Source organism: Pseudonocardia sp. GCM10023141, assembly GCF_042653605.1.
Map to the genome: position 1 here is coordinate 183,126 of NZ_JBHSIR010000006.1, position 25,634 is coordinate 208,759.

Here is a 25,634-nt window from a genome sequence, read left to right on the forward strand (position 1 = left end):
GCATGAAACGAACGCTCGTCATTCTCGCCATGGCAATGGGTGTTGTGGTCAGCGGTGCCACGCCGGCGATCGCCGGTACCACCGGCTCGACCGTCGCCCAGATCCAGGCTCCGGGCGAATGGCGCCGGCACAGCGGCGGCTACAAGATCAAGACCGATTGCCAGTGGTTCGGGGCGAACTACAAGGAGATCTACGGCTGGACCGCCATCCTCTGCCTCGCCGAGGGCTCGACATGGGCTCTGCACTACTACGTGGGTGTGTGAAGCCCAGCTTTCACGGGGTCGCATCCCCGGCCGACGCTACCAACATTCCGCAGCGCAGCGCGGGCCGAAACCCAAGGAGACACGTGAGGAGGTTTCTCGGGATTCTCGCAATCGCACTCGGCATCGTGGTCTGCGGCGCCGCACCGGCGCTGGCCAGCACCGGTGCGCCGGGTTCGGGCACCGATTCGCAGATCCAGTCCCAGATCCAGTAGCACTGGTCACCGCCCGAGGAGGCGCATGAAAAGAGCTCTGTCCGCACTGGTGGTGACCATCGGCGCACTGCTGACCACCGCGACGCCCGCGCCGGCCGAAACCGCTTCTCTCGATTCGCGGATCCAGCCCCCGCTGGTATCTCTACTACCTGGACTGACGCAGGTCCGGGCGGTAGAGCCGGCGCTTGGAGATGTACTGCACCACGCCGTCGGGCACGAGGTACCAGACCGGATGGCCCTCCTCGACCCGGCGGCGGCAGTCGGTGGACGAGATGGCCAGCGCGGGCACCTCGACGAAGGACACGACACCCCGGGGCAGGTGCTGAGCCTCGAACTCGTAACCGGGGCGGGTGACGCCGACGAAGTGCGCGAGCTCGAACAGCTCGTCGATCTTGTGCCAGGACAGGATCTGGTTGAGCGCATCCGCTCCGGTGATGAAGAACAGCGCGGCGTCGGGCAACTCGGCGTGCAGGTCCGTGAGCGTGTCGGCGGTGTAGGTGGGGCCCTTGCGGTCGATGTCGACCCGGCTCACCGAGAACCGCGGGTTGGACGCCGTGGCGACCACCGTCATCAGGTAGCGGTCCTCGGGGCGGCTCACCGCCCGGTCGGTCTTCTGCCAGGGCTGCCCCGTGGGCACGAAGATCACTTCGTCGAGCCCGAAGCGGTCGGCGACCTCACTGGCCGCCACGAGGTGGCCGTGGTGGATCGGGTCGAACGTCCCGCCCATGACACCGATCTTCCGCTGCACGTCACGGAGCGTACTGACCGCGCCGATCAGCGCTGGTAGGCATGCCGGAACTGGATGCTGATGCGAGGACCGGCCGAGCGCACCTTCGGCACCGCGTGCTGCCAGGTGCGCTGGCAGGAGCCGCCCATCACGATCAGATCACCCGGCCCCGGCAGGAACCCGACGCTCGCTCCCCCGCAGGCGGGCCGCAGTCGGAACGGTCGGACCGCGCCGAGCGAGATGAGCGCGACCAGTGCTTCCGGCAGCTCACGGGCGACCCGATCACCGTGCCACGCCACGCTGTCGGCGCCGTCGCGGTAGAGGTTGGCGCCGACCTGCGTGAACTCCACGCCGTAGCGCTCGCTGAGCAGGCTCGCCATGGCACGCAGCTCGGCAGCCGGGGGCTCGCCCCGATCGACGTGCCACCGGTGCGTGAGGCGCGGCTCGGCCACCATCCGCTCGTACATCCGCACCGTGCGCTGATCGGCCCACGGGGTGCCGGCCAGCATCCGCGCGAACAGCAGATCGGCGCCGCGACACCACCCCCGCGCGACGTCGACCCAGGCGCCGTCGCCCAGCTCGTGGCGGCGCAGCGCGTGGAAATCGGGATCGACCTCGATCGCGGTGCCGCCGTCGAGCAGCGAGGGCTGCCAGGCCAGATCGGGCGTCACGGGTCCGACACTTCCAACTGATCGAACATGTGTTCGAGTATCCACCGTCGACCCGCAGTCCGCCACCCCGCCGATCGGGGGAACCCCGCCCGGCCCCACCGGAGCGGAGTCGACCATGGCCACACCGTGAGAGCGGTGGGACCGAAGGGCCGTCGTGGCCGAGGGAGACGTCAGGAAAGCCACTTTCCCGCAACGTCGTTGCGGGAAAGTGGCTTTCCTGCAACCCCCGGCGCCCGTCAGAGCCGCGTCAACGGCCGGCCCGACGCCGGCAGGAGCTGGCCGAGCAGCCGCACCAGCGTGGCCCGATCGGCGGCCGAGAGCGGAGCCAGCAGCTCCTGGTCAGCGGTCGCGATCTGCTCGTCCATCCACGCCAGCCCAGCCACGCCGGCGGCGGTGAGCTCGACGATGTTGCGTCGCCGGTCGGCCGGGTCGGGTCGCCGCGAGACCAGTTCGAGCGCCTCGAGCTCGTCGAGCAGCGACACCATGTCGCTGCGGTCGATGCCGATCCGGTCGGCCAGCACCGCCTGCGCGGCGGGTCCGGCGTCGGCGAGGCTCGCCAGCACGCCGTAGTGCTGCTTGCGCACCTCGCCCGTCGCGAGCCGCTCGTGGACCAGCCGCTGCGCATGGCTCGCCACCCGGCCGGACAGCCAGACGACCCGGTCGCCGAGCCGGTGCGCGTGCGTCATGCCGCACAGCATAGGCCGTGACAAATCATGGGTCTCTACCTACGATTGGCACTAACCCATCAAACGAGGAGAGATTGCCCGTGCGCGCAGCCCGCTACCACCGCTACGGCGATCCCGGCGTGCTCCGGATCGACGACGTGCCGACGCCCGTCCCGGCGCCGGGGCAGGTCCTGATCCAGGTCGAGGCCATCGGCGCCAACGCGATCGACACCGTCTTCCGTTCCGGGACCGGCGCCTTCGACCGTCCCCTGCCGGGCCGACTGACCGGCGACGTCGTCGGCACCGTCGTGGCACTCGGCGCCGGTACGAGCGGCGTCACGCTCGGCGACCGGGTTGCCGCGCTGTCGGAGGACGCGTTCGCCGAGCACGTCGCCGCGGACGCGCGCTGGGTCGTCCCGGTCCCGGTCACCGCCGACGCGGGGGCCGCCGCGGCGCTGTCCATGACCGGACCGCTCGCCGTGCGGCTGGTGCGCGCCGCTCGCACCGGGCCCGGCGACACCATGCTGATCCACTCCGCCGCCGGCGCGGTCGGCCACCTCGCGGTGCAGCTGGCCAGGCAGGCCGGCGCCCGCACCGTGATCGGGACGGCGTCGAACCCGGAGAAGCGCGCCTTCGTCGAGGCGCTCGGCGCCGACGCCACGGTCGACTCGCGGGACCCGGACTGGCCGGCGCTCGTCGCCGCGGCCGCTCCCGACGGGGTCGACGTCGTGCTCGACGCCATCGGCGGCAGGGTCTTCGACCAGGGCGTCGAACTGCTCGCCCCGGAGGGGCGGATCGTGGCCTACGGCGCCATCGGAGGCACGCTACCCACCGTGTCGGCTCGCCTGCTCTTCGCCGGCAAGCACGCCACCGGCGTCTCGCTGACGGCCTGGCGCGCGGCGCGTCCACGCCTCGCCGACGCCGACATCGCCGAGTTCGCCGAGCTGCTCGACGCCGGCAAGGTGCGCTCGCACGTGCACTCCACCCACGCGCTCGCCGACGTCAGGCACGTCCACGAACTGCTCGACGCCCGGGCGAACCTCGGCCGCGTCGTGGTCAGACCATAGGGCCCGCAGCGAGCGCGCCTGCGAGGAAGTCGAGCTCGCGGCGCATGCCGAGCGGCGCGTCGTCGTCGTGGCGGGCCACCGAGTGCCGGTAGCTCAGCGCCGAGGCGAGCAGGAAAGCCGCGCTGTCGACGTCGGCCCGCTCGACGCAGCCGGGCACGGCCGCCACCATCACCTCGCGGATCTGCGCGACGATCCGGTCGAACCGCACCTGCAGCGCCTCGAGCACCGCGGGGTGGGTGTCGGCCTCGCGCCACAGCAGGTGCGACAGCACCGCGGACGCGTCGAGCTTGCGGTCCAGGTCGTCGACGAGCCGGTGCAGGCTCTCGGCGATGTCACCGGCCACCACCACCTGCTCGGTGGCGATGCGCTCGTCGGGTAGCCGTTCCACCAGCGCCTCGAGCAGGTCGGGCTTGCGCTTGAAGTAGTAGTGCACCAGCCCCTTGGGCACCCCGGCCCGCTCGGCGATCCGGGACGTGGGCGTGGCGTCGAACCCCGCTTCGGCGAAGAGCTCCTCGGCGGCGCCGAGTATGCGCTCGCGGGCGGACTCCTCTGACTGTTCTGGCATGCGGCGCTCCGTCCCTGTCCGGGTCCATCATGGCGCGCGCGAAACGGCCGCGGCAGGAATGCCGCGGCCGTTGGGCTCAATCCTTCGACTTGTGCATCAGTGCGATGCCGCAAGCCCCTTGTGTTCCGCAGTTGCTGCCGGAACCGCCGAGGCTCCGACGATGACGGCCAGCACGCCCGCGACCCACGAGGTCCACGACGCGCCGCCGAAAGCGCTGTATGCCAGCACCCACGGCGAGATGAACAGCAGCACGCCCAGCACGACGTGGACGTACTCACTGGCCGTCGAACCCGGCGCGGCCAACGACCAGAGGCCCGATGCGGCGAGCAGGACGCCGAAGACGATCAGCGTCCACACCGCAGCGGTGTTCGTTGCCACGACGATCGGCGACAGAGCCGTCAGCACCCCGATCACGAGTGCCGCCCAGTCCTGCCAGCGGTGCCATGTCCGATTGGTCATCGCTACCACCTCCCCTTCCCGAAAGGACTTGTTGAGCATGCGCCTTGACTGGCCGCCCGGTCAAGACTGCTGACTGATTGATCGCAGCCGGGAATATCGGTCGTCCTCCTACCTGTCCGGGGAGGTCTCAGATCGGGAGCAGGGCCTCGACGACGGCGGCCAACTGCCCCACCGTCCGGCACTCGTGCATCGGCATGACCTCGGCGTAGCGGGGTGCGGCTGAGTCACCGCTACCCCACTGCCGCTTGGGCTCGGGGTTGAGCCAGTGGGCGTGGCGCGCCGTGCTGACCAGCCGCTTGAGCACCGCGAGGTTGGGATCGCGGTAGTTGGTGCGCGCGTCGCCGAGCACGAGCAGCGACGTCTTGGACGTGATCGCCTCGCCCCAGAACTCGGCGAAGCCCGCGAACGAGCCGCCGTAGTCGCTGTGCCCGTCGAACGCGACGAGATCGGCCTCGCGCAGCACCCGCTGCATGACGCCCGAGAGCTCGGCCCCGGGCTCGAACAGGTGCGTGACCTCGTCGGTGCGCTCCACGAACGCGAAGACCCGCACCTTGCTGAACTGCTCGCGCAGTGCCTGCACCAGCAGCAGCGTGAAGTGGCTGAACCCGGCGACGGACCCGGAGACGTCGCAGAGGATCACCAGCTCCGGACGGCCGGGCCGGCGGGTGCGGTAGGCGGGACGCATCGGGACGCCGCCGGTGGACATCGAGCGGCGCAGCGTGCGGCGCATGTCCAGGGTGCCGCGCTTGGCGTGCTTGCGGCGCACGGCGAGCCGGGCGGCCAGCCGGCGCGCCAGCGGGCCGACGGTGCGGCGCAGCTGGGCGAGCTGGTCGGCGTGCGCGGACAGGAACTCCACCTGCTCGGTCTGCTTGGGCACGGCGGTCTTCGCCACCGGATCCCGGCCGCGGATCTCCGCGGTGCGCCTGCGCACCTCGTCCGTGATCATCTTGCGGAACGCGGCGATCCGGTCGCGGATCTCGCGGCGCAGCACCTCGTCGGCGAACGCGTTCTCGGCCTCGCCCTCCTGGCCCGACCTCAGATCGTTCATGATCCGGGCGAGCAGCGTCTCCGGCGACAGCATCCGCAGCGCCTGGTAGGCTGACCAGCTCGGCTGCCCACCCGCTCCCCTGATGCCGGTGCCGGCCGCGCCGGAGCGGCCCAGCGCGTCGACGACGGCGCGGGCGAGCTCGGCCAGCGCGTCCAGATCGCCGTCGCGCAGCAGGTCGGCGAGGATGTCGCGCAACGCGTCGACGTCGACCGGGCCGTCGTCGGCGTCGTCGACGCGCGGCACCTCGACGACGCCGCTGCCGGCGCCGAGCGCGGCCGGGAAGTACAGCTCGAAGAGCGTGTCGAACGCCTGGCGCTGCCCGGAGCGCCGCAGCAGCGCCGCGGCCAGCCCCTCGCGCAACTGCTCGCGGAAGATGAGGTCGACGGCACCGAGCACCCGCGCGGCGTCGACCGTCTCGCCCGGCCCGACCGAGACGCCGTGGACCCGCAGCGCACCGACGAAGTCGACGAGGTGGCCGGGAAGGCCGTGGTCGGACGCGATCCGGGTGTCCTCCATCGCCCCATCATGCCTCCCCGATCCGCGGATCGCGACCAGCGCGAACCGGCATCCACCGGGCGGCGGCCCGGACGTCGGGTGCCGGACACTGGCGCGGTGCGCATCACCTACCTCGGCGGCCCGACCGCGCTGCTCGAGATCGCCGGCACCCGGTTGCTGCTCGATCCGACCTTCGACCCGCCCGGCGAGTACCCGATCGGCACCCGCTCGCTGGTGAAGACGGCCGGTCCGGCGCTGACGGCCGCCCAGGTGGGCGCCGTCGACGCCGTGCTCCTGTCGCACGACCACCATCCCGACAACCTGGACGCTGCCGGGCGCGCCTACCTCGCGACCGCTCCGCTGGTGCTCTCGACCGAGGCCGCCGCGGGCCGCGTCGAGGGCGTCACGGGGTTGCCGAGCTGGACCGATGCCACCGTGGGCGACATCACCGTGACGGCCGTGCCTGCCCAGCACGGGCCGGACGGCACGCAGCACCTGGTCGGCGACGTCACCGGGTTCGTGATCACCGGCCCGCTCACCGTCTACGTCAGCGGCGACAACGCCTCCCTCGACGTGGTGCAGGAGATCGCGCAGCGCATCGGGTCGATCGACGTGGCCGTGCTGTTCGCCGGCGGCGCCCGCACCCCGCTCGTGGACGGGTTCCTCACCCTGCCCAGCGCCGCCGCGGCCGAGGCAGCGTCGATCCTGGACGCCGCGCACGTCGTCCCGCTGCACTTCGAGCACTGGGCCCACTTCACCGAGGCCCCCGACACGCTCGTGGCCGCGTTCGACGCGGCCGGGCTGGCCGACCGGCTGCACCTGCCCGAACCCGGCGAGACGGTCGAGATCGAGTGATGCACCGGTAACAGCTGCACAGCATCTTCACATCTGCACCAGGGCTCCTCCACGTCCGCTGCCTAGGGTCGGTGCCATGCAGCAACAGCGCCGGGTGCTCGTGGTCGACGACGAGCCGACCATCGCGACGTCGGTGGCCGCCCGCCTGCAGGCCGAGGGGTACGCCGTCGACGTGGCGCTCGACGGGCCGTCGGCGATGGAGCGGTTCGCGGCGGGCCGGCCCGATCTGGTCGTGCTCGACGTGATGCTGCCGGGTTTCGACGGGCTGGAGGTGTGCCGCCGGATCCAGGCGATCCGGTCGGTGCCCGTGCTGATGCTCACCGCCCGCGACGCCGAGACCGACCTGCTGGTCGGGCTCGCCGTGGGCGCGGATGACTACCTGACCAAGCCGTTCTCCATCCGAGAGCTCGCGGCGCGGGTCCATGCCCTGTTCCGCACGATCGACCGCGCGGCGGAGAGTCGGGGTGGCGAGCAACCCGCCGTCGCGGCGGCGGTGATCGTCCTCGGTGATCTGGAGATCGACACGGCCCAGCGGCGGGTGGCCCGCCGCGGTGAGCCCGCGCACCTGACGCCCATCGAGTTCGACCTGCTCGTGCACCTCGCCGGCCAGCCGCGCACGGTGCTGCCGCGGGAGGTGCTGCTCGAGCGCGTCTGGGGGTGGGCCGACGCCACCGGCACCCGCACCGTCGACAGCCACGTCAAGGCGTTGCGCCGCAAGCTCGGCGCCGACCTGATCCGCACCGTCCACGGCGTCGGCTACGCGCTGGAGGTGACGGCGTGACCCACGCCTTCGAGCGCGCCGCCGCCGTGGCCGAGCAGCTCCCACGCCCGCTCGACCCCGTGCGCTCGATCAAGCTGAAGATGAGCATCCTGCTGCTCGCGTCGGGCGGGGCCGGCCTGGCCTACCTGTGGATGCAGTACGGGTGGCAGCCGCCGGTTCTGACGACGGTCGTGACCGTGGCGATCGTCCTGCTGACCGCCCAGGTGCTGGCGCACGGCATGACGCGGCCGCTGCGCGAGATGATCGCGGCCGCCAGGGCGATGGCGCAGGGCGACTACAGCAGGCGGGTCCGCGCCACCTCGCGCGACGAGGTCGGCGAGCTGGCCGCCGCGTTCAACCAGATGGCGTCCGATCTCGCCGCCGCCGACCAGCACCGTCGCGAGCTGATCGCCAACGTCTCCCACGAGCTGCGCACGCCCATCGCGGCGCTGCAGGCCGTGCTGGAGAACGTGGTGGACGGCATCGCGACGCCCGATCCCGACACCATGCGGACCGCGCTGGCCCAGACCGAACGCCTCGGCAGGCTGGTGACCGAGCTGCTGGACCTCTCCCGGATCGACGCCGGCGTGCTGCCGCTGCAGACGCGGACGTTCGAGCTCGCGCCGCTGCTCACCACCGCCGTCGCCGAGGCCAGGGTCGCCGCCGACGTCGCGGGGCGGGGCGTGCGGTTCGAGGTCGACGTCGCACCGCCCGGGCTGGCGGTGCACGCCGACCGCGCCCGGCTGCACCAGGTCGTCCTGAACCTGCTCGACAACGCCGCCCGGCACAGCCCGCCGGGCACCGACGTCCGCGTGCTCGGACGAGGAGAAGGTGGGGAGCTCGTGCTCGAAGTGCATGACGAAGGACCAGGCATCGCCATGGAGGACCGCGACCGCGTGTTCCACCGCTTCACCCGCGGGGAGCGCGCGGTGGGCGGCGGCACCGGGCTCGGGCTCTCGATCGCCCGCTGGGTGGTCGAGCTGCACGGGGGCCGGATCGCGGTGGTGGAACCGGCCCAGCGCGTCGCAGGCGTTCCCGCCGGTGCGGATCCGGCCGGCGGGGATCCGGCCGGCGGGGATCCGGCCGGCGGGGGTCCGGCCGGAGGGGCGCGGGCCGGTGTCGGGGGCCGGCCCGCGCTGCCGGGCTGCCGGATCCGCGTGACGCTGCCGAGAGCGTCATGAGCGAGGACGAGTCCCCTGCGCCTGCCACCCCGATCACGCCGGCGGCCTACCCGCCGTGGGGCGTCCCGGTCCCCTCGACGGGTCCGCCGGTCGTGCGGCCCGCCGCGGGCACGACGCTCGCCGTGCCGATTCCGCCCGCGACACCGCCGCTCAACCCGTACGCCGTACACCCGGCCCGGCCACTGTTCGGGGAGCGCTGGACCGGTCCGCAGGACGCTCCGTCGCGCCGGATGCTCGCCGCGGCGGTGGCCTCCGGGGTCGCTGCCGCGGTGGCCCTCCCCGACGGTCCGCGGGGTGTCGGCTGGTTCGTCACCGCGCTCGTGGCAGCGGTGTCGCTCGTGCTCGTCGCCCGCGCCTCGCCGCGCAACCCCCTGCCCGCGGTGGATCTGGCGTGGGCAGGCGCCGCGCTCGCGCTCGCCGCGGTCGGCACCGTGCGGGACGCGGGCTGGCTCGATGCGCTGTGCCTGCTTGCCGCCTGCGGCGCCGGCTCGATCGCGGTGGCGGGCAACGGGTTCCGCGGCGTGGTCGCCGGCGCGCTGGCCGTACCGGTGGCGGCGCTGCGGAGCGTGGCGTGGCTGCGCCGGTCGGCACGCACCGGCCGGTCACCGATCGGGGCGGCGCGGCTGCGCCTGGCGGTGTCGCTGATCGTCGGGCTGATCGCGCTCGCGGTGTTCGCGCCACTGCTGGTCTCGGCCGACGCGGCGTTCGCCCACGTGCTCGATGATCTGGTGCCGACGGTCGACGGCGGGTCGCTGACCCGCTGGGTCGTGCTGTTCTGCCTCGCCGGCGTTGGCGTGCTCGGTGGCAGCTTCCTGCTGGCCGCCCCGCCACCCCTCGCCGTCGACCAGCCGGTACGGCCGTCGCGGCTGCGCAAGCTCGAGTGGGCACTGCCGGTGGGCCTGGTCACGGCGCTGTTCGCCCTGTTCGTCGGCGTCCAGTTCGCCACGCTGTTCGGCGGCGACGGCTACGTCCTGCGCACCACCGGCCTCACCTACGCCGAGTACGCGCGCAGCGGGTTCTGGCAGCTCCTCGCGGTCACCGTGCTCGCCCTCGGGGTGATCATGGCGGGATCCCGGTTCGCGCCGGAGCTCACCGCGTCGGACCGGGCCTGGAAGCGCGGCCTGCTCGCGGCGCTGGCCTGCAACACGTTGGTCATCGTCGCGTCGGCGACGAGCCGGATGTGGCTCTACCAGCAGGCCTACGGCTTCACCGTGCAACGGCTGATCGTGCTCACCTGCGAGCTGTGGCTGGGTGTGGCCTTCCTGCTGGTGCTCGGGGCCGTACTGCGGCTCAACGCACGCGGGCTCACCCGCGGGATCGCCGCGGCGGGCACGGCTGCGCTGCTGGGGCTCGCCGTGCTCAACCCGGAGGGCTTCATCGCCGCGCACAACGTGGCACGGCTGGGCAGCACCGGCCAGCTCGACGACGCCTACCTCGCCACCCTGTCGAACGACGCGGTTCCAGCGCTGGACCGGCTGCCCGAACCCGTCCGCTCCTGCGTGCTCGCGCGGATCGCCGCGCACAACCCGGCGGACGCGGGCTGGCAGGGCTGGACCGTCGCCGGCAGCCTGGCCGCCGGAACGCTCCCCGGCGCCGCGGTCTGCCGGAACTAGCGGAATGCAGCGCCGAGCGCCCACTGGCTCATGATCGGACCGGAACCAGTGGGCGCTCGACCTAGATCTTCTCCAGCTTGTCGGGAACTGCCGCCACCGACGCTGGACTGCTAGTTGAGCCGCAGCTCCGCCGCCGCCTTGACGGTGTCGGACTGGTGCTTGAGCACCACACCGAGGGTGGCGCGGACGGCGTCGTCGTCGAGGGTGTCGAGGCCCAGCGCCAGCAGCGTGCGGCCCCAGTCGATCGTCTCGGCCACCGACGGCGACTTGCGCAGCTCCAGCCCGCGCAGCACCCGGACCGTGCGCACCAGCGCGTCGACGAGGTTCTCGGCCAGCTCCGGCACGCGCGAGGCGACGATGCGGCGTTCGAGGTCCGCGTCGGGGAAGTCGAGGTGCAGGAACAGACAGCGCCGCTTGAGCGCCTCCGACAGCTCCCGCGTGGAGTTGGACGTGAGCAGCGCGAACGGGCGCCGGGTGGCCGTGATCGTGCCCATCTCGGGCACCGTCACCTGGAAATCCGACAGCACCTCCAGCAGCAGCCCCTCGACCTCGACATCGGCCTTGTCCATCTCGTCGATGAGCAACACGGTGGGCTCGCTGCGCCGGATGGCGGTGAGCAGCGGGCGGGCCAGCAGGAACTCCTCCGAGAACACGTCATCACGCGTGTCGTCCCAGGACTCCTTGCCCTGACCTGCGGTGATGCGCAGCAGCTGCTTGGCGTGGTTCCACTCGTAGAGGGCGCGGGCCTCGTCGATGCCCTCGTAGCACTGCAGCCGGACGAGCCCCGAGCCGGTGCATTCGGCGACGGCCTTGGCCAGCTCGGTCTTGCCGACCCCGGCCGGACCCTCGACGAGCAGCGGCTTTCCCAGCCGGTCGGCGAGGTAGACGGTGGTGGCGACGGCCGTCGAGGCCAGGTAGCCGACGCCGGCCAGGCGTTCGGCCACGTCCGCGACGGAGCCGAACAGCGGGGACTGGTGGGCGCTCACCAGCGCCATCCTGCCTTGCCCGATGCCGATTCGCCCAGTGATGTCGCCCGACCCGTGACGGACGCGGCGCTGCCGCCCCGGTGGGCGTCGATCTCCCAGGTCAGCGCCTTGCCGCTGCGGCGTGAGCAGCGTCACGGTGCCGGACGTGGCGGGCAGCCCGGCCGACAAGTGCACACCAAGCCGGCTGCAAGTGCTCCGGCCGATGGTGGTGCTCTCCGATGAGAGGAACCACCGTGTCCCCCACCCGCACCACCGTGCCGGACCTGCTCGGCATCACGCTCATGCACCGCCTGATGCGCACCGACCTGCACCGCCTCACCGACGCGGCCGAGCGGATCGCCACCGGCGACGCCCCGTGCTCCGACCGCCGGGCCGCGGCGCTGACCGGCTGGGTGCTCCTGCTGTGCGACGAGATCCATCACCACCACCGCGCGGAGGACGAGATCGCCTGGCCGGTCATCGCCCGGTTCGCGGCGAGCAGCGTCGACCTGGCGGTGCTCAGCGACGACCACAGCGTGCTCGACCCGCTGCTCGACCTGGTCCGGGCGAGCGCTGACGGGTTCGCCGCAACCACGGGCAACGACGCGCGCCGGGTGGCTGCCGCCGGATTGCAGCAGAACCTCGCGCGGATCCGCGACGAGATCGACGAGCACCTCGACGCCGAGGAGGCGAGCCTGTTCCCGGTGATCGAGGCGCACGTGCCGGTGGCCGAGTGGGAGCAGGTCGACGAGCAGGTGCGACGGGGCGGGCCCGGAATGCGCTTCACGCTCCCCCGCATGGCCGGCGTCGCGACCCCGGACGAGTGGGCTCGGCTGCGCGCCGCTGCCGGGCCGGTGCTCGGGGTGCTGATCGCGCTGATGCGACCCGCTCACCGGCGCCGCGAGCGGCTCGTCTTCGGCTGAGCACGCGAACCCGGTGAGCCAGATGGCCCGGCCGACCCTCGTCGCAGGGTTCACGACCCGCCGATGGCGGCCTTCGCGCCCATGCTCGCGGCCAGCGCGGCGGCGGCCCGCCGGTGCGCGGCCTGCTGCTCGGGTGGGTGCCCGAGCAGCGCGGCGAGGTCGGCGAGCACCCGGTCGACCGGGCCGAGGGTGACGGTGCCGCTGGACAGACCCGCGAACGTGCCCGCCCACGGCAGCAGCTCGTCGTAGCAGCGGGCGGCCACCTCCCGGTCCCCGAGTCCGACGGCGACCTCGGCGCGCAACACCGTCCAGAGCTGCCAGTAGTAGTTGCGTGGCAGCACCACGTCGGGCCGCCAGCCGGCGCGCGCGTCGTCCGGACGGCCGGCCGCGAGCAGCCCGGAGGCCAGGAAGTCGCTGAAGGTGGGTGGCATGTGCGGCCGCAGCGCCGCCATCTCGTCGACGAGTTCGCCGTGGCGGCCCCGGGCGTGCCGCACGGCGAACCGGCCGACGAAACCGATCAGCTCGGCGTTGACCACCCCGGCCGCCGCCAGGCGCCGGGCGACCTCGGTGTAGCGCGCCTCCGCAGCGTCGAGATCGCCCCGCACGAGCGCCCGCAGCGCCGCGAAGATCGTGGCCCAGCCCAACGTCATCCCGAGCTGCCCACCGGTGGCGGCCGCGACCGCCGCGTCGACGTGGTGCTGCGCGCCGTCGAGGTCGTGGCGGGCGGCGCTGACCATGAACAGCAGGTGGTGGCCCTGTGACCGGTAACCGGCCAGACCCGACGCCTCGGCGATGGTCACCAGTTCGGTGCCGACGCCCTCCAGCTCGGGCCACAGGTCCGGGGAGAGCGCGGCGAAGAACCGGGCGTTGAGCGCCGCGCAGCGCAGGAGCGGGTCGCCGTGACCCGCCGACAGCGCCATCGCCTCGGCGCTCGCCGACCGCACCCGCTCGTCGTCGTGGCTCTCGAGCTCGAAGACCAGCGCCACGAGCAGCCGGCAGCGCAGCTCCACCGCCGGCGGCGGTGTGGCCGCCAGCGCGGTCTCGATCAGCCCGACGAGCGCGGTGTCGACCCGCGAGTCCGGCCGGATCGTCCAGGACACGGGCGCGTCGTAGCTGGTCAAAGCGTCGTTCAGCAGGTCGGTGCCCCGCGCGAGCGCGACGGCGGCCGCGCGGGCCGTCACAGCGGCGACCCCGTCACCGGCGTGGGCGAGCGCGGAGACATGCGCGCAGCGCAGCGCGATCTCCCGCTCGGTATCCACCTGGGCCGACCCGGCCAGCCCGACCGCGGCACCCCACAGCCGGGCGGCCTCGCGACGGGCGCCGAACCGGTCGGCGGCCGCCGCGGCCGCCGCGGCGTGCTCCAGCGCACGGGCCGGCGCGACGGCCGGGCCTGCGGCCAGCGCGTGGTGGGCGAGCACGGCGTGGTCGTCGGGGCGGGTCCCGGCGAGGACCTCCAGCGCCGCCGCGTGCAGTCGGGTGCGACGCAGCCGGGGCACGTCGGCGTAGAGCGTGTCGCAGACCAGCGCGTGGGCGAACCGCACCTGCCCGGGTGCCGGTTCGGAGAGCAGCCCGGTGAGCACGCCGACCTCCAGCGCGTCGAGGGCCGCGTCCTCGTCCCCCGTGAGCTGCAGCAACGTGTCGACGTCGACGTCGCGGCCGAGCACCGCGGCGTGGCGCAGCACCGTCTGAGCAGGGCCCGGCAGCCGGGCCAACCGGCGCCGCAGTACGTCGCGGACCCCGGCCGGGACGGCGTGCCCGGCGGCGGCGATGCCCTCCACCGCGACCAGCCGGGCCAGCTCCCGCACGAACAGCGGGTTGCCGCCGGTGCGCTCGGTGACCAGCGCGATCGTCTCGGGGTCCGCCCCGGTGACGCCGTGCCGCGCCAGCAGCGTGCCCACGTCGTCGGGATGCAGGCCGGCGATCGCGATCCGGTCGGCGGTGGGTTCGGCGAGTGCGGCCAGCGCGGCCTCGACGTCGGCGCCGACGTCGGCGGGCCGCACCGTGACGATCACCAGTACGGGCGCGGCGGCGAGGCCACCGACCACGGACCGCAGGAGCTGCAGCGTCTCGCCCTCGGCGCGGTGCAGGTCGTCGATCACCAGCAGCAGCGGGTGCGACCGGGCCGCCGCGCCGATCAGGTCGACGGCCGCGCGGGAGAGCCAGAACGTCTCCGCCGTCGAGGTGGGGCCGGTGTTCAGCGCCTCCAGCCGGGCCGCCCAGGCGCGGTCGGCGGGCCGCGCGGCGAGCACGTCGGTGACCAGCTCGCGCCACGCCCAGGCCGGCGGGGCGCCATCGACCTCGGGGCAGCGGCCCAGCGCGGTGGTCCAGCCCGCCGCCGCACGGTCGGCGCGGAAGGCACTGACCAGCGCGGACTTGCCGCCCCCTGCGTCGGACGAGATCAGCACCACCTGCACGCCGCTGCTGCGCACGCGGTCGGCCGCCCCGCGCAGGCGCGCGAGCTCTCGATCGCGGCCGACGAGGTCGGGTGCGGGGTGCGGCGGTGCGGGCCGCGGGGCAGCGACGGCCGGGCGTACCGGCGGCTCGGCGGTGCGCAGCTCGTGGTCGACGTGGGCGAGCACGTCGCGTTCGAGTGCCCGCAGCTCCGGACCGGGATCGACACCCAGCTCGGCCGCGAGCGTCCGGCGGGCCCTGGCGAGCACGGCCAGCGCGTCGGACTGGCGCCCGGCGCGGTAGAGCGCCAGCGCGAGCAACCGCACCGCGCCCTCGCGCAGGGGATGGTCGTGCAGCAGCCGCTCCAGGTCCGCGACGGCAGCCGCCGGATCCCCGGTTCCCAGCCGTGCCTCGGCCAGCCGTTCGGTGGCCTCCAACCGCAACTCCTCGAGCCGCGCGACCTCGGCGACGGCCCACGGCTGCGTCGCGAACTCGGCGAACGCCGGTCCGGACCAGCACGCGAGCGCGTCGCGCAGCAGTCCGGCGGCCGCGGCCGGGCCGGCGCTGCCCGCCGCGTCGAGCAGCCCGGTGAACCGGTGGCTGTCGAGCGCGTCCGGCGGCAGCGCCAGCGCGTAGCCGGGCGGCGTGCTCAGCAGCACCGTCGCCGGGGCGCGCGGCGGCCGCGCGGGTTCGAGCGCCCGACGCAGGTGCGAGACGTGCACCTGCAGCGTCCCGAGCGCGCGGGGCGACGGCTCGCCGTGCCACAGGTCGTCGATGATCGTGTCGGTGGCCACGACGTCGCCGCCCGCGACGGCCAGCCGGGCCAGCACCGCGCGCCGGGCGGGCCCACCGAGGTCGGCCGCGGCCCCGTCGACGGCGGCGCGCAGCGGGCCGAGCACCCGCAGGACGACGTCGGACACGGGACCAGTTTGCCCGTTTGCTCCCCGCACGCACCCCCGGGGCGGTGACCCTGCCCGCCGGTCCTGTCGGGGGCGTCCGCCACCATGGGTCGCGTGACCACTGAGCTGCCTGCCATGGCTGAGCACGACCTCCGGGCCCGCGCCGAGCAGGTGCTGGCCACGCTCGCCGGCCCCGATGCGCGCCTGCGCGAGGACCAGTGGACGGCCATCCACGCGCTCGTCGCCGAGCGCCGCCGGGCGCTCGTGGTCCAGCGCACCGGGTGGGGCAAGTCGGCGGTGTACTTCGTCGCCACGGCGCTGCTGCGCGAGGCGGGCGCGGGCGCCACCATCATCGTGTCGCCGCTGCTGGCGCTGATGCGCAACCAGATCGACGCCGCCGAGCGCGCGGGCATCCGCGCGGTCACGGTCAACTCGGCCAACACGAGCGACTGGGAGCGCACCTACGAGGCCGTCGCGGCCGGCGAGGTCGACGTGCTGCTGGTCAGCCCGGAGCGGCTCAACAACCCCGATTTCCGCGATCGCGTGCTGCCCCAGCTCACCGCGAGCGCCGGCATGCTCGTTGTCGACGAGGCCCACTGCGTCTCCGACTGGGGCCACGACTTCCGGCCCGACTACCGGCGGCTGCGCGCGCTGATCGCCGAGCTCCCCGCGGGTATCCCGGTGCTGGCCACCACCGCCACGGCCAACGACCGCGTGGTCGTCGACGTCACCGAGCAGCTGGGGCTAGCGGCGGGCGAGCCGCTGGTGCTGCGCGGCTCGCTCGACCGGGAGAGCCTGCGGCTCGGGGTGGTCGCGCTGCCCACCGCCGAGCAGCGGCTGGGCTGGCTCGCGGCGCAGCTCGACGTGCTGCCCGGCGCCGGCATCATCTACACGCTCACCATCGCCGCCGCCGAAGAGGTCGCCGACTTCCTGCGCGAGCGTGGCTATCCGGTGGCGTCCTACACGGGCAAGACCGAGCCCGCGGAGCGGCTCGCCGCCGAGGGTGATCTGCTCGCCAACCGCGTCAAGGCGCTGGTGGCCACGAGCGCGCTGGGCATGGGCTTCGACAAGCCCGATCTCGGCTTCGTCGTGCACCTGGGGGCTCCCGCCTCGCCGGTGGCCTACTACCAGCAGATCGGCCGTGCCGGGCGTGCCGTGGAGCGCGCCGAGGTGGTGCTGCTGCCGGGCCGCGAGGATCGCGACATCTGGGCCTACTTCGCCTCGCTCGCCTTCCCGCCGGAGGCGCTGGTGCGCCAGACGCTGCGGGTGCTCGATGCCGCCGGCGGGCCGCTGTCCACCGCCACGATCGAGACGCGTGTCGACCTCTCGCGCACCCGGCTGGAGATGCTGCTCAAGGTCCTCGACAGCGATGGTGCGGCCAAGCGCGTCAAGGGCGGGTGGATCTCCACCGGCGAGTCCTGGACCTACGACGAGGAGCGCCACCGCCGCATCGCGGAGGCCCGCAAGGCCGAGCAGCAGGCGATGCTCGACTACATCGCCACGTCCGAGTGCCGGCTGGTGTTCCTGCGTCGCCAGCTCGACGATCCCGACGGCGGCCCGTGCGGTCGCTGCGACAACTGCGCCGGTGCCGCCTGGAGCAGCGATGTCGACGCGGCCGCCACCGCCGCGGCGAGCGAGCGGCTGGCCCGGCCCGGCGTCGAGGTGCCCCCGCGCAAGCAGTGGCCGAGCGGGATGGGCGAGCTCGACGTCAAGGCGTCGGGGCGCATCGCGGCGGGCGAGCTCGCCGAGTCCGGCCGGGTCATCGGGCGGCTGTCCGACATCGGCTGGGGCACCCGGCTGCGCGAGCTCACCGCGGGCGAGGATCAGCCCATCCCCAAGGACGTGCTCGACGCGTGCGTGCGGGTGCTGGCCGGCTGGGGCTGGGAGGAGCGCCCGGTGGGTGTCGTCGGGATCGGCTCCCGCACCCGTCCCCACCAGCTCGATCACCTCACCCGGCGGATCTCGGAGATCGGCAGGCTCCCGCTGCTGGGGATGCTCACCCCGGCCGGGGAGCGACCGGGCGAGCACGCCAACTCCGCGCAGCGCCTCGCCGCGGTGTGGTCGGCGTTCGAGGAGCCCACCTTCACCCTGCCCACGGGCCCGATCCTGCTGGTCGACGACCTGATCGACACCGGCTGGACGATGACGGTGGCCGCCCGCCTGATCCGGCGCGCCGGCGCGGGTGCGGTGCTGCCGTTCGCGCTGGCGATCGCGGGCTGATCCGCGCACGCATGAGCATGACCGTCGAGCACCGCGCCTACGTGGAGCGGTTCGCGCTCGTCCTCACCGACACCGGCATGCAGCGGATGTCGGCCAGGGTGCTGGCGCTGTTCGTCTGCTCCGACGCCCCGACGCTCACCGGCACCGCCATCGCCGAGCAGCTCGACGTCAGCGCCGCGGCGGTGTCGGGTGCGGTCCGCGCGCTGCAGCAGGCGGGGCTCGTGCGCCGCGTCCCGGCCCCCGGCAGCCGTCGCGACCACTACCAGCTCGCCGGCGACGGGTGGGCCGATGCGGGCGTCGCCCGGCGCGAGCACCTCGACGCGCTGGCCGCGCTCGCCGGCGAGGGGCTCGGCCACGTCGAACCGAACGGTTCGGCGGCCACCCGGCTGCAGCGGATGCAGGATCTCTACGCGTTCCTGGCCGAGGAGATCCCGGCATTGCTCGCACGGTGGCGTGAACGACAGGCCACGCAGCCGGCCGCCGACTAGAATCCCGTTCTATGCCCCATGACCTGGTCCTGAAAGCGATGAACTCCGCCCACCGCGTCCTGCGCACCGTCTCCGGTGGCCACATCGGCAACGAGGCGATGGGCATGCCGGTGATCGAGCTGGTCACCGTGGGTCGCAAGAGCGGCCAGGAGCGAGCCGTGATGCTCACCTCCCCGCTGGAGGAGGACGGCACCATCGTCGTCGTCGCCTCCCGCGGTGGCGACGACCACCACCCGGCGTGGTTCCTGAACCTGCGCGACAAGCCCGACGTCGAGGTGGCCTACAAGGGCGGCCCGCGCCGCCCGATGGTGGCCTCCGTCGCCACCGCCGAGGAGCGCGCCCGCATGTGGCCCGTGATCGCCGGCAAGTACCGCAACTACGCGGGCTACCAGAAGCGCACCGACCGGGAGATCCCGCTCGTGCTGCTCAAGCCCGTCGGCTGAGCCGCGGCAGGTCCATCAGGAGCAGGCAGTGCTCCTTGCGCACGACGATCGGTCCGGCCATCGGCTCGGGTGGCACCAGCGTGCACTCGGCCGTGGCGGGCACCGCGGTGATCCGCCAGTCCGACGCGCCCGGCCGGCCGGCCGCGACCCAGGCGTCCAGGCTGCCCAGCAGCCGCTGCGCTGCCTGAGCACCGTCGGAGCCGCCGAACGCGCGCACCGCGGCCGAGGGTCCGGGTACCACCGCGGCGAGGCCGCCCCCGGAGACGAGCCCGATCGTCGCGCCGCCTGGTCCGGACAGCATCCCGTCGGCGAGGTCGACCTCGGGCGAGCGTGCCAGCAGGCGCACCGCACCCGGCTCGGTCAGCGAGAGCCACAGCCCCAGCCCGTCCCAGATGTCGTCGGCGCCCAGCGGGGTCGCCACCGCCGCCAGGTGACCGGGCCGGGCCAGCGCACCGTCGAGTGCGCCGGCCTGGGCGGCGCCGAGGGGAACGTCGCCGTCGGCGGGCTGGACGACCAGGCCGTTCCCCAGTACCACCTCGGCGTCCGAGCCGGCCCCGATACCGCGCAGCCGGATGAACGCGCAGCTGCGGACGGTCTCGCTGCGCAGCACCCCGTCGGCGCCCAGCGCCAGCGCCACCGACAGCTGGCTGCCCCGCACGGCCAGCGGCAGCAGCAACCGGCCCTCCGGTGCGAGCTGCGCGAGCCACTCCGGGCGCAGGTCGGCACTGCCCACGGTCAGCACGATCCGGTCGTAGGGTGCGCCGGGCAGGTGACCGAGCGCGCCGTCGGCGCAGACCAGGTCCACATCCTCGACACCGGCGGCGGCCAGGTGCACCGCGGCGGACGCGACGAGCTCCGCGTCGATGTCGACGGACGTGACCGAGCCCAGCGGACCGACGAGCCGGTCCAGCAGCGCCGCGTTGTAGCCGGTGCCGGCGCCGATCTCGAGGACCTGGTGCCCCTCGCGCACGGCGAGCTGCTCCAGCATGATCGCCATCATCGACGGCTGCGACGCCGAGCTCGTGGCGACACCGTCCTCGAACTGTACCGGGACGGCGTAGTCGGCGTACGCGTCGTCGATCGGGAGGTCCGGGAGGAACAGGTGTCGCGGGACGGCACGCAGCGCCGCCTCGACCTCCGGGCTGCGCACCCGGCCGGTGGCCCGCAGGGCGTCGACCATCGCGGCGCGGGCCTGGTCTGCTGCCGTCACCACAGCGAGTGTGACGGCGCGGGCGGGGCCCGACAACCGCAACGCGCCACCCGACCGGGTCGACAACGCCCATCGGGCCTGATCAGAGGCCCGATGGAGGTGGTTCAGGCGCCCTCGACCGCACCGGGTGGCAGGAAGTCGACGTCGTGCAGTGCGGACAGCCGCACGACCTCGGCCGGATCGGTGAGGTTGTGCAGCTTGTCGAACAGGTCGGCGAGCCGCCCCGCCGGGCTGACCCAGAACAGGCCGCGCGAGGGCGCGTCGCTGCGGTTGTAGTAGGCGTGCGGCAGCCCGCGCGGCATCCGGACGGTGTCGCCGGGGCCCGCGGTCTCCCACTGGCCGTCGAGGTAGAGGGTGAAGACGCCCTCGATGATGTAGATGTGCTCGTCCTGCAGCGGATGGACGTGCGGCGGGACGCCGGTGCCGGGCGGGTCGTAGGTCTCGAAGGCGAAGCTGGAGTCGCTCGCGGCCTTCATCGAGTACGTGTGGCCGAGCACGTTCCAGACCTTCTTCGCCATCCCCTCCTTCGCCAGCGTGATGCCCTTGGGCAGGGGTCCGAGAACGATCTCGTCACCGGTCATGCCCGTCACCGTAGCGCTTCCAGAGCCCGCAGGATTGACCCATTGAAACGGATCTCGATTGCACCTCATGGCGGGTCGATCCCGGTCCTAGCGTTCCTCTCATGACGAACCACAGCATCGCCGCCCTCCGCACCAACCTCACCGGCCGCGCCCTCCTGCCGGGCGACGCCGGGTTCGACCGGGCGGCCACGCCGTGGAACGTCGCGGTCCGGCAGCCGGTACACGCCGTGGTCGAGGCCGCGACCGCCGCCGATGTCGCCGCGACCGTCCGCTTCGCCGCAGCCGCGGGGCTCACGGTCACCGCGCAGGCAGGCGGCCACGGCGCCACCGGCGACGCCGACGGTGTGATCCTGCTGCGCACCGGCGGTCTCGACGAGCTGACCGTCCGGCCCGCGCAGCGCACGGCCCGCGTCGGCGCCGGCGTCTCATGGGGCCGGGTGCTCACCGCCGCAGGCGAGCACGGCCTCGTCGGACTGGCCGGCAGCTCACCGGTGGTCAGCGTCGTCGGCTACACCCTCGGTGGCGGGCTGAGCTGGTTCGGCCGCAAGCACGGGTGGGCGGCCGAGAGCGTCCGCAGCCTCGACGTCGTGCATCCCGACGGCTCGACGGCCACCGTCACGGCCGGGTCCGACCCCGACCTGTTCTGGGCCCTGCGCGGCGGCGGTGGCGACTTCGCGCTGGTCACAGCGATGGAGTTCGACCTGCACCCAGCCCCGGAGCTGTTCGGCGGGAGGCTGCTGTGGCCGGGTGAGCGCGCCGGCGAGGTGATGGCGGCGTTCCGGGAGGTCACCGCGACCGCCCCGGACGAGCTGACCTGCTGGCTGGAGCTGCTGCACTTCCCCGGCGGCACCCCGCTGGTGGCTGTCGACACGACCTACCTCGGATCGGCCGACGAGGGCCGCGACCTGCTGCGCGCGCTGGAACGGGTCGACGGGCGGATCGGCGACACCCGCGCGGTCATGCCGATCGGCGAGCTGGGCTCGATCACCGCCGAACCGACCGACCCCTCCCCCGGCCGCTCGCGGGCCGGCCTGCTCACGGCGTTCGACGACGAGGTGGCCGCCGCCCTGCTGGAACGGCCGATCGACCCGCTGCTGAGCGTGCAGATCCGCCACCTCGGCGGCGCAATGGCCCGGCCGTCCGACACGGCGGCCGGCCCGCTCGCGGAGCTCTATGGCTTCTACCTGTTCGGCATCCCGGCCACCCTCGAGCGGGCTGCCGCGGTCGGGGTCCGGCAGCAGGAGCTCGTGGACGCGCTCGCGGCGCGCGCCGGCACCCGGACGCCGTACACGTTGCTCGCCCCCGGCCAGACCGCCGCCGACGCGTTCCCGGCCGAGAGCCACGCCCGGCTCTGCCGGATCAAGCAGGAGCGTGACCCGCGGGGGACGCTGTGCAGCAACTTCCCGACGACGGGCAGCCAGGTCGCACGGTCGCGGCGGCGTCCGCTCGTGGTCTGAGATGGCAGGAAAGCCACTTTCCTGCCATCTCGTTGCGGGAAAGTGGCTTTCCTGCAACGGCGCCGACGGCTCCCGCCTACCCGCCCATCCCCACCAGGTCGTCGGCGTGGACGACCTCACGCCGCTGCTCCGGGGGCAGCTCCCGGCTGCGGTGCCCGATCAGCTCCGGCAGCTCGGCTGCGTCGAAGCCCACCACCCCGCGGGCGACCACCATCCCGTCGGGCCCGAGCAGGTCGACGACGTCGCCCGCCACGAACTCGCCGGTGATGCCGTGGATGCCGGCCGCGAGCAGCGAGCGGCGCCGGTCGATCACCGCGGTGACCGCACCCGCGTCCAGCAGGAGGCTGCCGCGCACGTCGGCGGCGTGGCGCAGCCAGAACCGCCGGGCCGACATCCGCCGCCCCGACGGCCGGAACGCGGTACCGACCTTCGGCCCTTCCACGGTGACGTCCAGGCCGGCGGCGACGTCGTCGGCCGCCGCCAGCAGCACCGGGATGCCCGCGGCGGCCGCCATCGCCGCCGCCGTGATCTTGGTGGCCATCCCGCCGGTGCCGAGGCTCCCGGCACCGGGGCGGGCCACCTGCACGGCGGCCAGGTCGGTGGGGGCGTCGACGTCGGCGAGCAGGCGGGACCCGGGGCTGCGGGGGTCACCGTCGTAGAGGCCGTCGATGTCGGAGAGCAGCACCAGCGCGTCGGCGCCGATCAGGTGGGCGACGAGCGCGGCGAGCCGGTCGTTGTCACCCACCCGGATCTCGTCGGTGGCCACCGTGTCGTTCTCGTTGACGACCGGCAGGACGTCGAGGCCGAGCAGCCGCTCCAGCGTGCGTTGCGCGTTGCGGTAGTGGGCCCGCCGGATCATGTCGTCGGCGGTGAGCAGCACCTGCCCGATCGCTTGGCGGTGCCGTGCGAACGACACGCCGTAGGCCTGGGCGAGCAGCAGCTGACCGACGGCGGCCGCCGCCTGCTGGGTGGCGAGGTCACGGGGACGGCGGGTGAGCCCGAGTGGCGCGAGCCCGGCCGCGATGGCACCGGAGGACACGAGCACCACCTGGCTCCCCGCGGCCCGACGCGCGGCCAGCGCGTCGACCAGCGCGTCGAGGCGCAGTGGGTCGATGCCACCGGACAGGCTGGTGAGCGATGACGACCCGACCTTCACCACCACGCGGCGGGCGGCGGCGAGCTGCCGGCGGGTGACCGTCACGGCGCCGACCACCCGCCCACGACAGTGGTGCGCACGGTGCTACTCCTCGGTGATGTCGCGCACGAGCTCCACGCCGGCGAGCAGCTCCTCGTCGGTGCGGTGGCGGCGCCGGTCGATGCGGGCCGCCTTGCGGATGTGGGCGGGGATGCGGTCGCTCTGCTCCAGCCGCCGGTCGGTGCCGCGGCCGGACATCATCGCCGCCACGCCGGCGGGCGTGCTCGGCTCCCAGTCGAAGGTGACGTCGCCGATCGTGACGGCGTCGCCGGGCATCGCACCGGCCCTGGCCAGCGCATCCTCGACACCGAGGCGGGCGAGCCGGTCGGCGAGGTAGCCGACGGCCTCGTCGTTGTCGAACGCCGTCTGCCGGATCCACCGCTCCGGACGCGCACCGCGCACGACGTAGCCGCCCTCGATGAGGGTGTCGGGCTCGATGACGAAGCCCGAGTCGTCGACGGCGGTGGGCCGCAGCACGATCCGGGTGGCCTCCGGAACCGGCTGCGCGGCGCGGTAGTCGTGCACCTGCGCGGCCAGCGCGAACAGCAGTTCCTTGAGCCCGGCATGGGTGGCGCTGGAGATCGCGAACACCGGCCAGCCGAAGCGCTCGGCCACCTCGGCGGCCACGATGTCGGCCATGTCGCTGGCGTCGGGCACGTCGATCTTGTTGAGCGCGACGAGACGCGGGCGGTCGGCGAGCTCACCACCCAGTGCGGGGGTGTAGCGGGCCAGCTCGTCCTCGAGTGCCTGGATGTCGGCGACGGGGTCACGGCCGGGCTCGAACGTGGCGCAGTCGACCACGTGCACCAGCACCGAGCAGCGCTCGATGTGGCGCAGGAAGTCGAGCCCCAGGCCACGGCCCTCGGACGCACCGGGGATCAGCCCGGGCACGTCGGCGATGGTGAAGACCTCGGCGCCCGCGCTGACCACACCCAGCTGCGGGACGAGCGTGGTGAACGGGTAGTCGGCGATCTTGGGGCGCGCCGCTGACACGGCCGCCACCAGCGAGGACTTGCCCGCCGACGGGAACCCGACCAGGCCGACGTCGGCCATCGAACGCAGCTCGAGCACCAGGTCGCGGCTCTCGCCGGGCTCCCCGAGCAGCGCGAACCCGGGCGCCTTGCGCGCCGCGGAGGCCAGCGCGGCGTTGCCGAGCCCACCCCGGCCGCCCTCGGCGGCGGCGAAGCGCGTGCCGGGACCGACGAGGTCGGCGATGATCTCGCCCTCGGTCGAGAACACGACCGTGCCGTCGGGCACCAGCAGCTCGAGGTCGTCGGCGTTGGCACCGGCCCGGTACCCGCCCATGCCCTGCTTGCCGTTGCGGGCCATCGCGTGCGGGCGGTGGTGGAAGTCCAGCAGGGTGTGGATGTTGGGGTCGACCACGAGCACGATCGACCCGCCACGGCCGCCGTTGCCCCCGTCCGGGCCACCGAGGGGTTTGAACTTCTCACGGTGTACCGAGGCGCAGCCGTTGCCGCCCGCCCCCGCCGTGGCGTGCAACACCACGCGGTCCACGAACTTCGACATCGACTATCTCCTCAGTACGAAAACACAACAACGGCGGGCCACCCGAGGGCGGCCCGCCGTTGTTGTAGAAAAACGCTGGTGGTGCCGGACCTCAGACCGAGACCGGCACGATGTTCACGACCTTGCGGCCGCGGGTGTAGCCGAACTCGACAGCGCCCTCGGCCAGCGCGAACAGCGTGTCATCGCCGCCGCGGCCGACGTTGACGCCGGGGTGGAACTTGGTGCCGCGCTGGCGGATGAGGATCTCACCCGACTTGACGACCTGGCCGCCGAACCGCTTCACGCCCAGGTACTGAGCGTTGGAGTCGCGACCGTTGCGGGAGCTGGACGCACCCTTCTTGTGTGCCATGGCTGCGTCTCCCTTTACTTCGCGATACCGGTGACCTGGACCTTCGTCAGCGGCTGACGGTGCCCCTGACGCTTGTGGTACCCGGTCTTGTTCTTGAACTTGTGGATGCGGATCTTCGGGCCCTTGGTGTGCTCGACGACCGTGGCCGACACCGTGGCGGCGGCGAGAGCCGCTGCATCGGTGACGACCGTGTCGCCGTCGACCAGGAGCAGGGCGGGGAGAGTGATCTCCGCGCCCGGCGCACCCTTGATCTTCTCAACGGTGAGCACGTCGTCGACGGCCACCTTGTACTGCTTACCGCCGGTCTTGACGATCGCGTACATCGACGCACTGCTCCAAAGCTCGAGGGACGAAGCGTGCGGCCATCTCGGTGATGACCTCACGCGGGCCGCGGTGGCGCATCCC

General features: G+C 73.5%; 26 protein-coding genes. 12 read left to right on the forward strand and 14 right to left on the reverse strand.

Features of this window, described 5'->3' with window-relative positions:
* The first annotated feature begins 2 nt into the window (after nt 1-2).
* On the forward strand, nt 3-263 hold the full coding sequence (locus ACFPFQ_RS01880) for a hypothetical protein (RefSeq protein WP_379614023.1): 261 nt from the start codon (nt 3-5) through the stop codon (nt 261-263).
* An 83-nt stretch (nt 264-346) separates the two neighbouring features.
* Nucleotides 347-475, forward strand: coding sequence for a hypothetical protein (locus ACFPFQ_RS01885; protein WP_379614025.1), 129 nt, complete (start codon nt 347-349; stop codon nt 473-475).
* A gap of 145 nt (nt 476-620) precedes the next feature.
* Here the strand turns inward: ACFPFQ_RS01885 and nadD are convergent, their stop codons facing one another.
* From nadD to ACFPFQ_RS01900, 3 genes are all read right to left on the reverse strand, one after another.
* Complete coding sequence (gene nadD, locus ACFPFQ_RS01890) at nt 621-1,223, reverse strand: nicotinate-nucleotide adenylyltransferase (RefSeq protein WP_379614027.1); 603 nt, start codon at nt 1,221-1,223, stop codon at nt 621-623.
* Nucleotides 1,224-1,249: 26 nt separating this feature from the next.
* Complete coding sequence (locus tag ACFPFQ_RS01895) at nt 1,250-1,873, reverse strand: alpha-ketoglutarate-dependent dioxygenase AlkB (RefSeq protein WP_379614029.1); 624 nt, start codon at nt 1,871-1,873, stop codon at nt 1,250-1,252.
* A gap of 236 nt (nt 1,874-2,109) precedes the next feature.
* A complete protein-coding gene (locus ACFPFQ_RS01900) occupies nt 2,110-2,559 on the reverse strand; it encodes a MarR family winged helix-turn-helix transcriptional regulator (RefSeq protein ID WP_379614031.1) in 450 nt (149 codons plus the stop codon).
* An 80-nt stretch (nt 2,560-2,639) separates the two neighbouring features.
* On the opposite strand from ACFPFQ_RS01900, the gene ACFPFQ_RS01905 reads away from it, so the two are divergent.
* Nucleotides 2,640-3,605, forward strand: a complete 966-nt coding sequence (locus ACFPFQ_RS01905; RefSeq protein WP_379614033.1) for a quinone oxidoreductase family protein — start codon at nt 2,640-2,642, stop codon at nt 3,603-3,605.
* On the opposite strand, the gene ACFPFQ_RS01910 is transcribed toward ACFPFQ_RS01905, so the two are convergent.
* The 3 genes from ACFPFQ_RS01910 to ACFPFQ_RS01920 all read right to left on the reverse strand — a co-directional run bounded on the left by ACFPFQ_RS01910 (nt 3,595) and on the right by ACFPFQ_RS01920 (nt 6,193).
* Nucleotides 3,595-4,170: a TetR/AcrR family transcriptional regulator gene (locus ACFPFQ_RS01910; RefSeq protein WP_379614035.1), complete on the reverse strand. Its 576-nt coding sequence runs from the start codon at nt 4,168-4,170 to the stop codon at nt 3,595-3,597. The two genes, ACFPFQ_RS01905 and ACFPFQ_RS01910, sit on opposite strands and share 11 nt — an antisense overlap.
* 96 nt (nt 4,171-4,266) lie before the next feature.
* Nucleotides 4,267-4,629, reverse strand: coding sequence for an SPW repeat domain-containing protein (locus ACFPFQ_RS01915; protein ID WP_379614037.1), 363 nt, complete (start codon nt 4,627-4,629; stop codon nt 4,267-4,269).
* A 127-nt stretch (nt 4,630-4,756) separates the two neighbouring features.
* On the reverse strand, nt 4,757-6,193 hold the full coding sequence (locus tag ACFPFQ_RS01920) for a vWA domain-containing protein (protein ID WP_379614039.1): 1,437 nt from the start codon (nt 6,191-6,193) through the stop codon (nt 4,757-4,759).
* A gap of 96 nt (nt 6,194-6,289) precedes the next feature.
* Between ACFPFQ_RS01920 and ACFPFQ_RS01925 the strand changes: the two genes are divergently transcribed.
* From ACFPFQ_RS01925 to ACFPFQ_RS01940, 4 genes are all read left to right on the forward strand, one after another.
* Entirely contained in the window at nt 6,290-7,027 is a 738-nt protein-coding gene (locus ACFPFQ_RS01925; RefSeq protein WP_379614041.1) for an MBL fold metallo-hydrolase, read from the forward strand.
* A gap of 76 nt (nt 7,028-7,103) precedes the next feature.
* Complete coding sequence (locus ACFPFQ_RS01930) at nt 7,104-7,808, forward strand: response regulator transcription factor (protein ID WP_379614043.1); 705 nt, start codon at nt 7,104-7,106, stop codon at nt 7,806-7,808.
* An 80-nt stretch (nt 7,809-7,888) separates the two neighbouring features.
* Entirely contained in the window at nt 7,889-8,968 is a 1,080-nt protein-coding gene (locus tag ACFPFQ_RS01935) for a sensor histidine kinase (RefSeq protein WP_379614331.1), read from the forward strand.
* Nucleotides 8,965-10,581 carry a DUF4153 domain-containing protein gene (locus tag ACFPFQ_RS01940; protein ID WP_379614045.1) on the forward strand — a complete coding sequence of 539 codons (1,617 nt, stop codon included), beginning with the start codon at nt 8,965-8,967 and terminating at the stop codon, nt 10,579-10,581. Before ACFPFQ_RS01935 ends, ACFPFQ_RS01940 begins: the two co-directional genes overlap by 4 nt.
* 110 nt (nt 10,582-10,691) lie before the next feature.
* Here the strand turns inward: ACFPFQ_RS01940 and ACFPFQ_RS01945 are convergent, their stop codons facing one another.
* A complete protein-coding gene (locus ACFPFQ_RS01945; RefSeq protein ID WP_379614047.1) occupies nt 10,692-11,576 on the reverse strand; it encodes an AAA family ATPase in 885 nt (294 codons plus the stop codon).
* A gap of 209 nt (nt 11,577-11,785) precedes the next feature.
* Between ACFPFQ_RS01945 and ACFPFQ_RS01950 the strand changes: the two genes are divergently transcribed.
* Entirely contained in the window at nt 11,786-12,469 is a 684-nt protein-coding gene (locus ACFPFQ_RS01950; RefSeq protein WP_379614049.1) for a hemerythrin domain-containing protein, read from the forward strand.
* A gap of 50 nt (nt 12,470-12,519) precedes the next feature.
* Here ACFPFQ_RS01950 and ACFPFQ_RS01955 read toward each other — a convergent pair whose 3' ends face one another.
* On the reverse strand, nt 12,520-15,780 hold the full coding sequence (locus ACFPFQ_RS01955; protein ID WP_379614051.1) for a BTAD domain-containing putative transcriptional regulator: 3,261 nt from the start codon (nt 15,778-15,780) through the stop codon (nt 12,520-12,522).
* Between the two features lie 114 nt (nt 15,781-15,894).
* Here ACFPFQ_RS01955 and ACFPFQ_RS01960 point away from each other — a divergent pair, with 114 nt between their 5' ends.
* Genes ACFPFQ_RS01960 through ACFPFQ_RS01970 form a run of 3 tightly spaced genes read left to right on the forward strand, consistent with a single transcriptional unit; the run spans nt 15,895 to nt 18,910 of the window.
* Nucleotides 15,895-17,979, forward strand: a complete 2,085-nt coding sequence (locus ACFPFQ_RS01960; RefSeq protein WP_379614333.1) for a RecQ family ATP-dependent DNA helicase — start codon at nt 15,895-15,897, stop codon at nt 17,977-17,979.
* Between the two features lie 11 nt (nt 17,980-17,990).
* The gene (locus ACFPFQ_RS01965) at nt 17,991-18,467 is read left to right on the forward strand and encodes a GbsR/MarR family transcriptional regulator (RefSeq protein ID WP_379614053.1); all 477 of its coding nucleotides are present in this window, start codon (nt 17,991-17,993) and stop codon (nt 18,465-18,467) included.
* 11 nt (nt 18,468-18,478) lie between these two features.
* Nucleotides 18,479-18,910, forward strand: coding sequence for a nitroreductase/quinone reductase family protein (locus ACFPFQ_RS01970; RefSeq protein ID WP_379614055.1), 432 nt, complete (start codon nt 18,479-18,481; stop codon nt 18,908-18,910).
* On the opposite strand, the gene ACFPFQ_RS01975 is transcribed toward ACFPFQ_RS01970, so the two are convergent.
* Both ACFPFQ_RS01975 and ACFPFQ_RS01980 read right to left on the reverse strand, forming a co-directional pair.
* Entirely contained in the window at nt 18,894-20,120 is a 1,227-nt protein-coding gene (locus ACFPFQ_RS01975) for a methyltransferase domain-containing protein (protein WP_379614057.1), read from the reverse strand. The two genes, ACFPFQ_RS01970 and ACFPFQ_RS01975, sit on opposite strands and share 17 nt — an antisense overlap.
* A gap of 104 nt (nt 20,121-20,224) precedes the next feature.
* A complete protein-coding gene (locus ACFPFQ_RS01980; protein WP_379614059.1) occupies nt 20,225-20,701 on the reverse strand; it encodes a cupin domain-containing protein in 477 nt (158 codons plus the stop codon).
* Nucleotides 20,702-20,802: 101 nt separating this feature from the next.
* On the opposite strand from ACFPFQ_RS01980, the gene ACFPFQ_RS01985 reads away from it, so the two are divergent.
* Entirely contained in the window at nt 20,803-22,158 is a 1,356-nt protein-coding gene (locus ACFPFQ_RS01985; RefSeq protein WP_379614061.1) for an FAD-binding oxidoreductase, read from the forward strand.
* 76 nt (nt 22,159-22,234) lie between these two features.
* Here the strand turns inward: ACFPFQ_RS01985 and proB are convergent, their stop codons facing one another.
* The 4 genes from proB to rplU all read right to left on the reverse strand — a co-directional run bounded on the left by proB (nt 22,235) and on the right by rplU (nt 25,552).
* The gene (gene proB, locus ACFPFQ_RS01990; protein ID WP_379614063.1) at nt 22,235-23,359 is read right to left on the reverse strand and encodes a glutamate 5-kinase; all 1,125 of its coding nucleotides are present in this window, start codon (nt 23,357-23,359) and stop codon (nt 22,235-22,237) included.
* 39 nt (nt 23,360-23,398) lie between these two features.
* Nucleotides 23,399-24,880: a GTPase ObgE gene (gene obgE / locus ACFPFQ_RS01995; protein WP_379614065.1), complete on the reverse strand. Its 1,482-nt coding sequence runs from the start codon at nt 24,878-24,880 to the stop codon at nt 23,399-23,401.
* 91 nt (nt 24,881-24,971) lie between these two features.
* The gene (rpmA, locus tag ACFPFQ_RS02000; RefSeq protein WP_379614067.1) at nt 24,972-25,229 is read right to left on the reverse strand and encodes a 50S ribosomal protein L27; all 258 of its coding nucleotides are present in this window, start codon (nt 25,227-25,229) and stop codon (nt 24,972-24,974) included.
* Nucleotides 25,230-25,243: 14 nt separating this feature from the next.
* Nucleotides 25,244-25,552, reverse strand: coding sequence for a 50S ribosomal protein L21 (gene rplU / locus ACFPFQ_RS02005; RefSeq protein WP_379614069.1), 309 nt, complete (start codon nt 25,550-25,552; stop codon nt 25,244-25,246).
* Nucleotides 25,553-25,634 lie beyond the last annotated feature (82 nt).

What these genes read in the sequence shown, in the direction of transcription:
- rpmA (WP_379614067.1), bottom strand. Translation starts at nt 25,229, where the DNA reads ATGGCACACAAGAAGGGTGCGTCCAGCTCCCGCAACGGTCGCGACTCC.
- ACFPFQ_RS01940 (WP_379614045.1), top strand. Translation starts at nt 8,965, where the DNA reads ATGAGCGAGGACGAGTCCCCTGCGCCTGCCACCCCGATCACGCCGGCG.
- ACFPFQ_RS01920 (WP_379614039.1), bottom strand. Translation starts at nt 6,193, where the DNA reads ATGGAGGACACCCGGATCGCGTCCGACCACGGCCTTCCCGGCCACCTC.
- ACFPFQ_RS01960 (WP_379614333.1), top strand. Translation starts at nt 15,895, where the DNA reads ATGGCTGAGCACGACCTCCGGGCCCGCGCCGAGCAGGTGCTGGCCACG.
- rplU (WP_379614069.1), bottom strand. Translation starts at nt 25,552, where the DNA reads ATGTACGCGATCGTCAAGACCGGCGGTAAGCAGTACAAGGTGGCCGTC.
- ACFPFQ_RS01910 (WP_379614035.1), bottom strand. Translation starts at nt 4,170, where the DNA reads ATGCCAGAACAGTCAGAGGAGTCCGCCCGCGAGCGCATACTCGGCGCC.
- ACFPFQ_RS01935 (WP_379614331.1), top strand. Translation starts at nt 7,889, where the DNA reads ATGAGCATCCTGCTGCTCGCGTCGGGCGGGGCCGGCCTGGCCTACCTG.
- ACFPFQ_RS01980 (WP_379614059.1), bottom strand. Translation starts at nt 20,701, where the DNA reads ATGACCGGTGACGAGATCGTTCTCGGACCCCTGCCCAAGGGCATCACG.
- ACFPFQ_RS01970 (WP_379614055.1), top strand. Translation starts at nt 18,479, where the DNA reads ATGCCCCATGACCTGGTCCTGAAAGCGATGAACTCCGCCCACCGCGTC.
- ACFPFQ_RS01945 (WP_379614047.1), bottom strand. Translation starts at nt 11,576, where the DNA reads ATGGCGCTGGTGAGCGCCCACCAGTCCCCGCTGTTCGGCTCCGTCGCG.
- ACFPFQ_RS01965 (WP_379614053.1), top strand. Translation starts at nt 17,991, where the DNA reads ATGAGCATGACCGTCGAGCACCGCGCCTACGTGGAGCGGTTCGCGCTC.
- ACFPFQ_RS01880 (WP_379614023.1), top strand. Translation starts at nt 3, where the DNA reads ATGAAACGAACGCTCGTCATTCTCGCCATGGCAATGGGTGTTGTGGTC.
- ACFPFQ_RS01930 (WP_379614043.1), top strand. Translation starts at nt 7,104, where the DNA reads ATGCAGCAACAGCGCCGGGTGCTCGTGGTCGACGACGAGCCGACCATC.
- ACFPFQ_RS01985 (WP_379614061.1), top strand. Translation starts at nt 20,803, where the DNA reads ATGACGAACCACAGCATCGCCGCCCTCCGCACCAACCTCACCGGCCGC.
- ACFPFQ_RS01900 (WP_379614031.1), bottom strand. Translation starts at nt 2,559, where the DNA reads ATGACGCACGCGCACCGGCTCGGCGACCGGGTCGTCTGGCTGTCCGGC.
- obgE (WP_379614065.1), bottom strand. Translation starts at nt 24,880, where the DNA reads ATGTCGAAGTTCGTGGACCGCGTGGTGTTGCACGCCACGGCGGGGGCG.
- ACFPFQ_RS01915 (WP_379614037.1), bottom strand. Translation starts at nt 4,629, where the DNA reads ATGACCAATCGGACATGGCACCGCTGGCAGGACTGGGCGGCACTCGTG.
- ACFPFQ_RS01950 (WP_379614049.1), top strand. Translation starts at nt 11,786, where the DNA reads ATGAGAGGAACCACCGTGTCCCCCACCCGCACCACCGTGCCGGACCTG.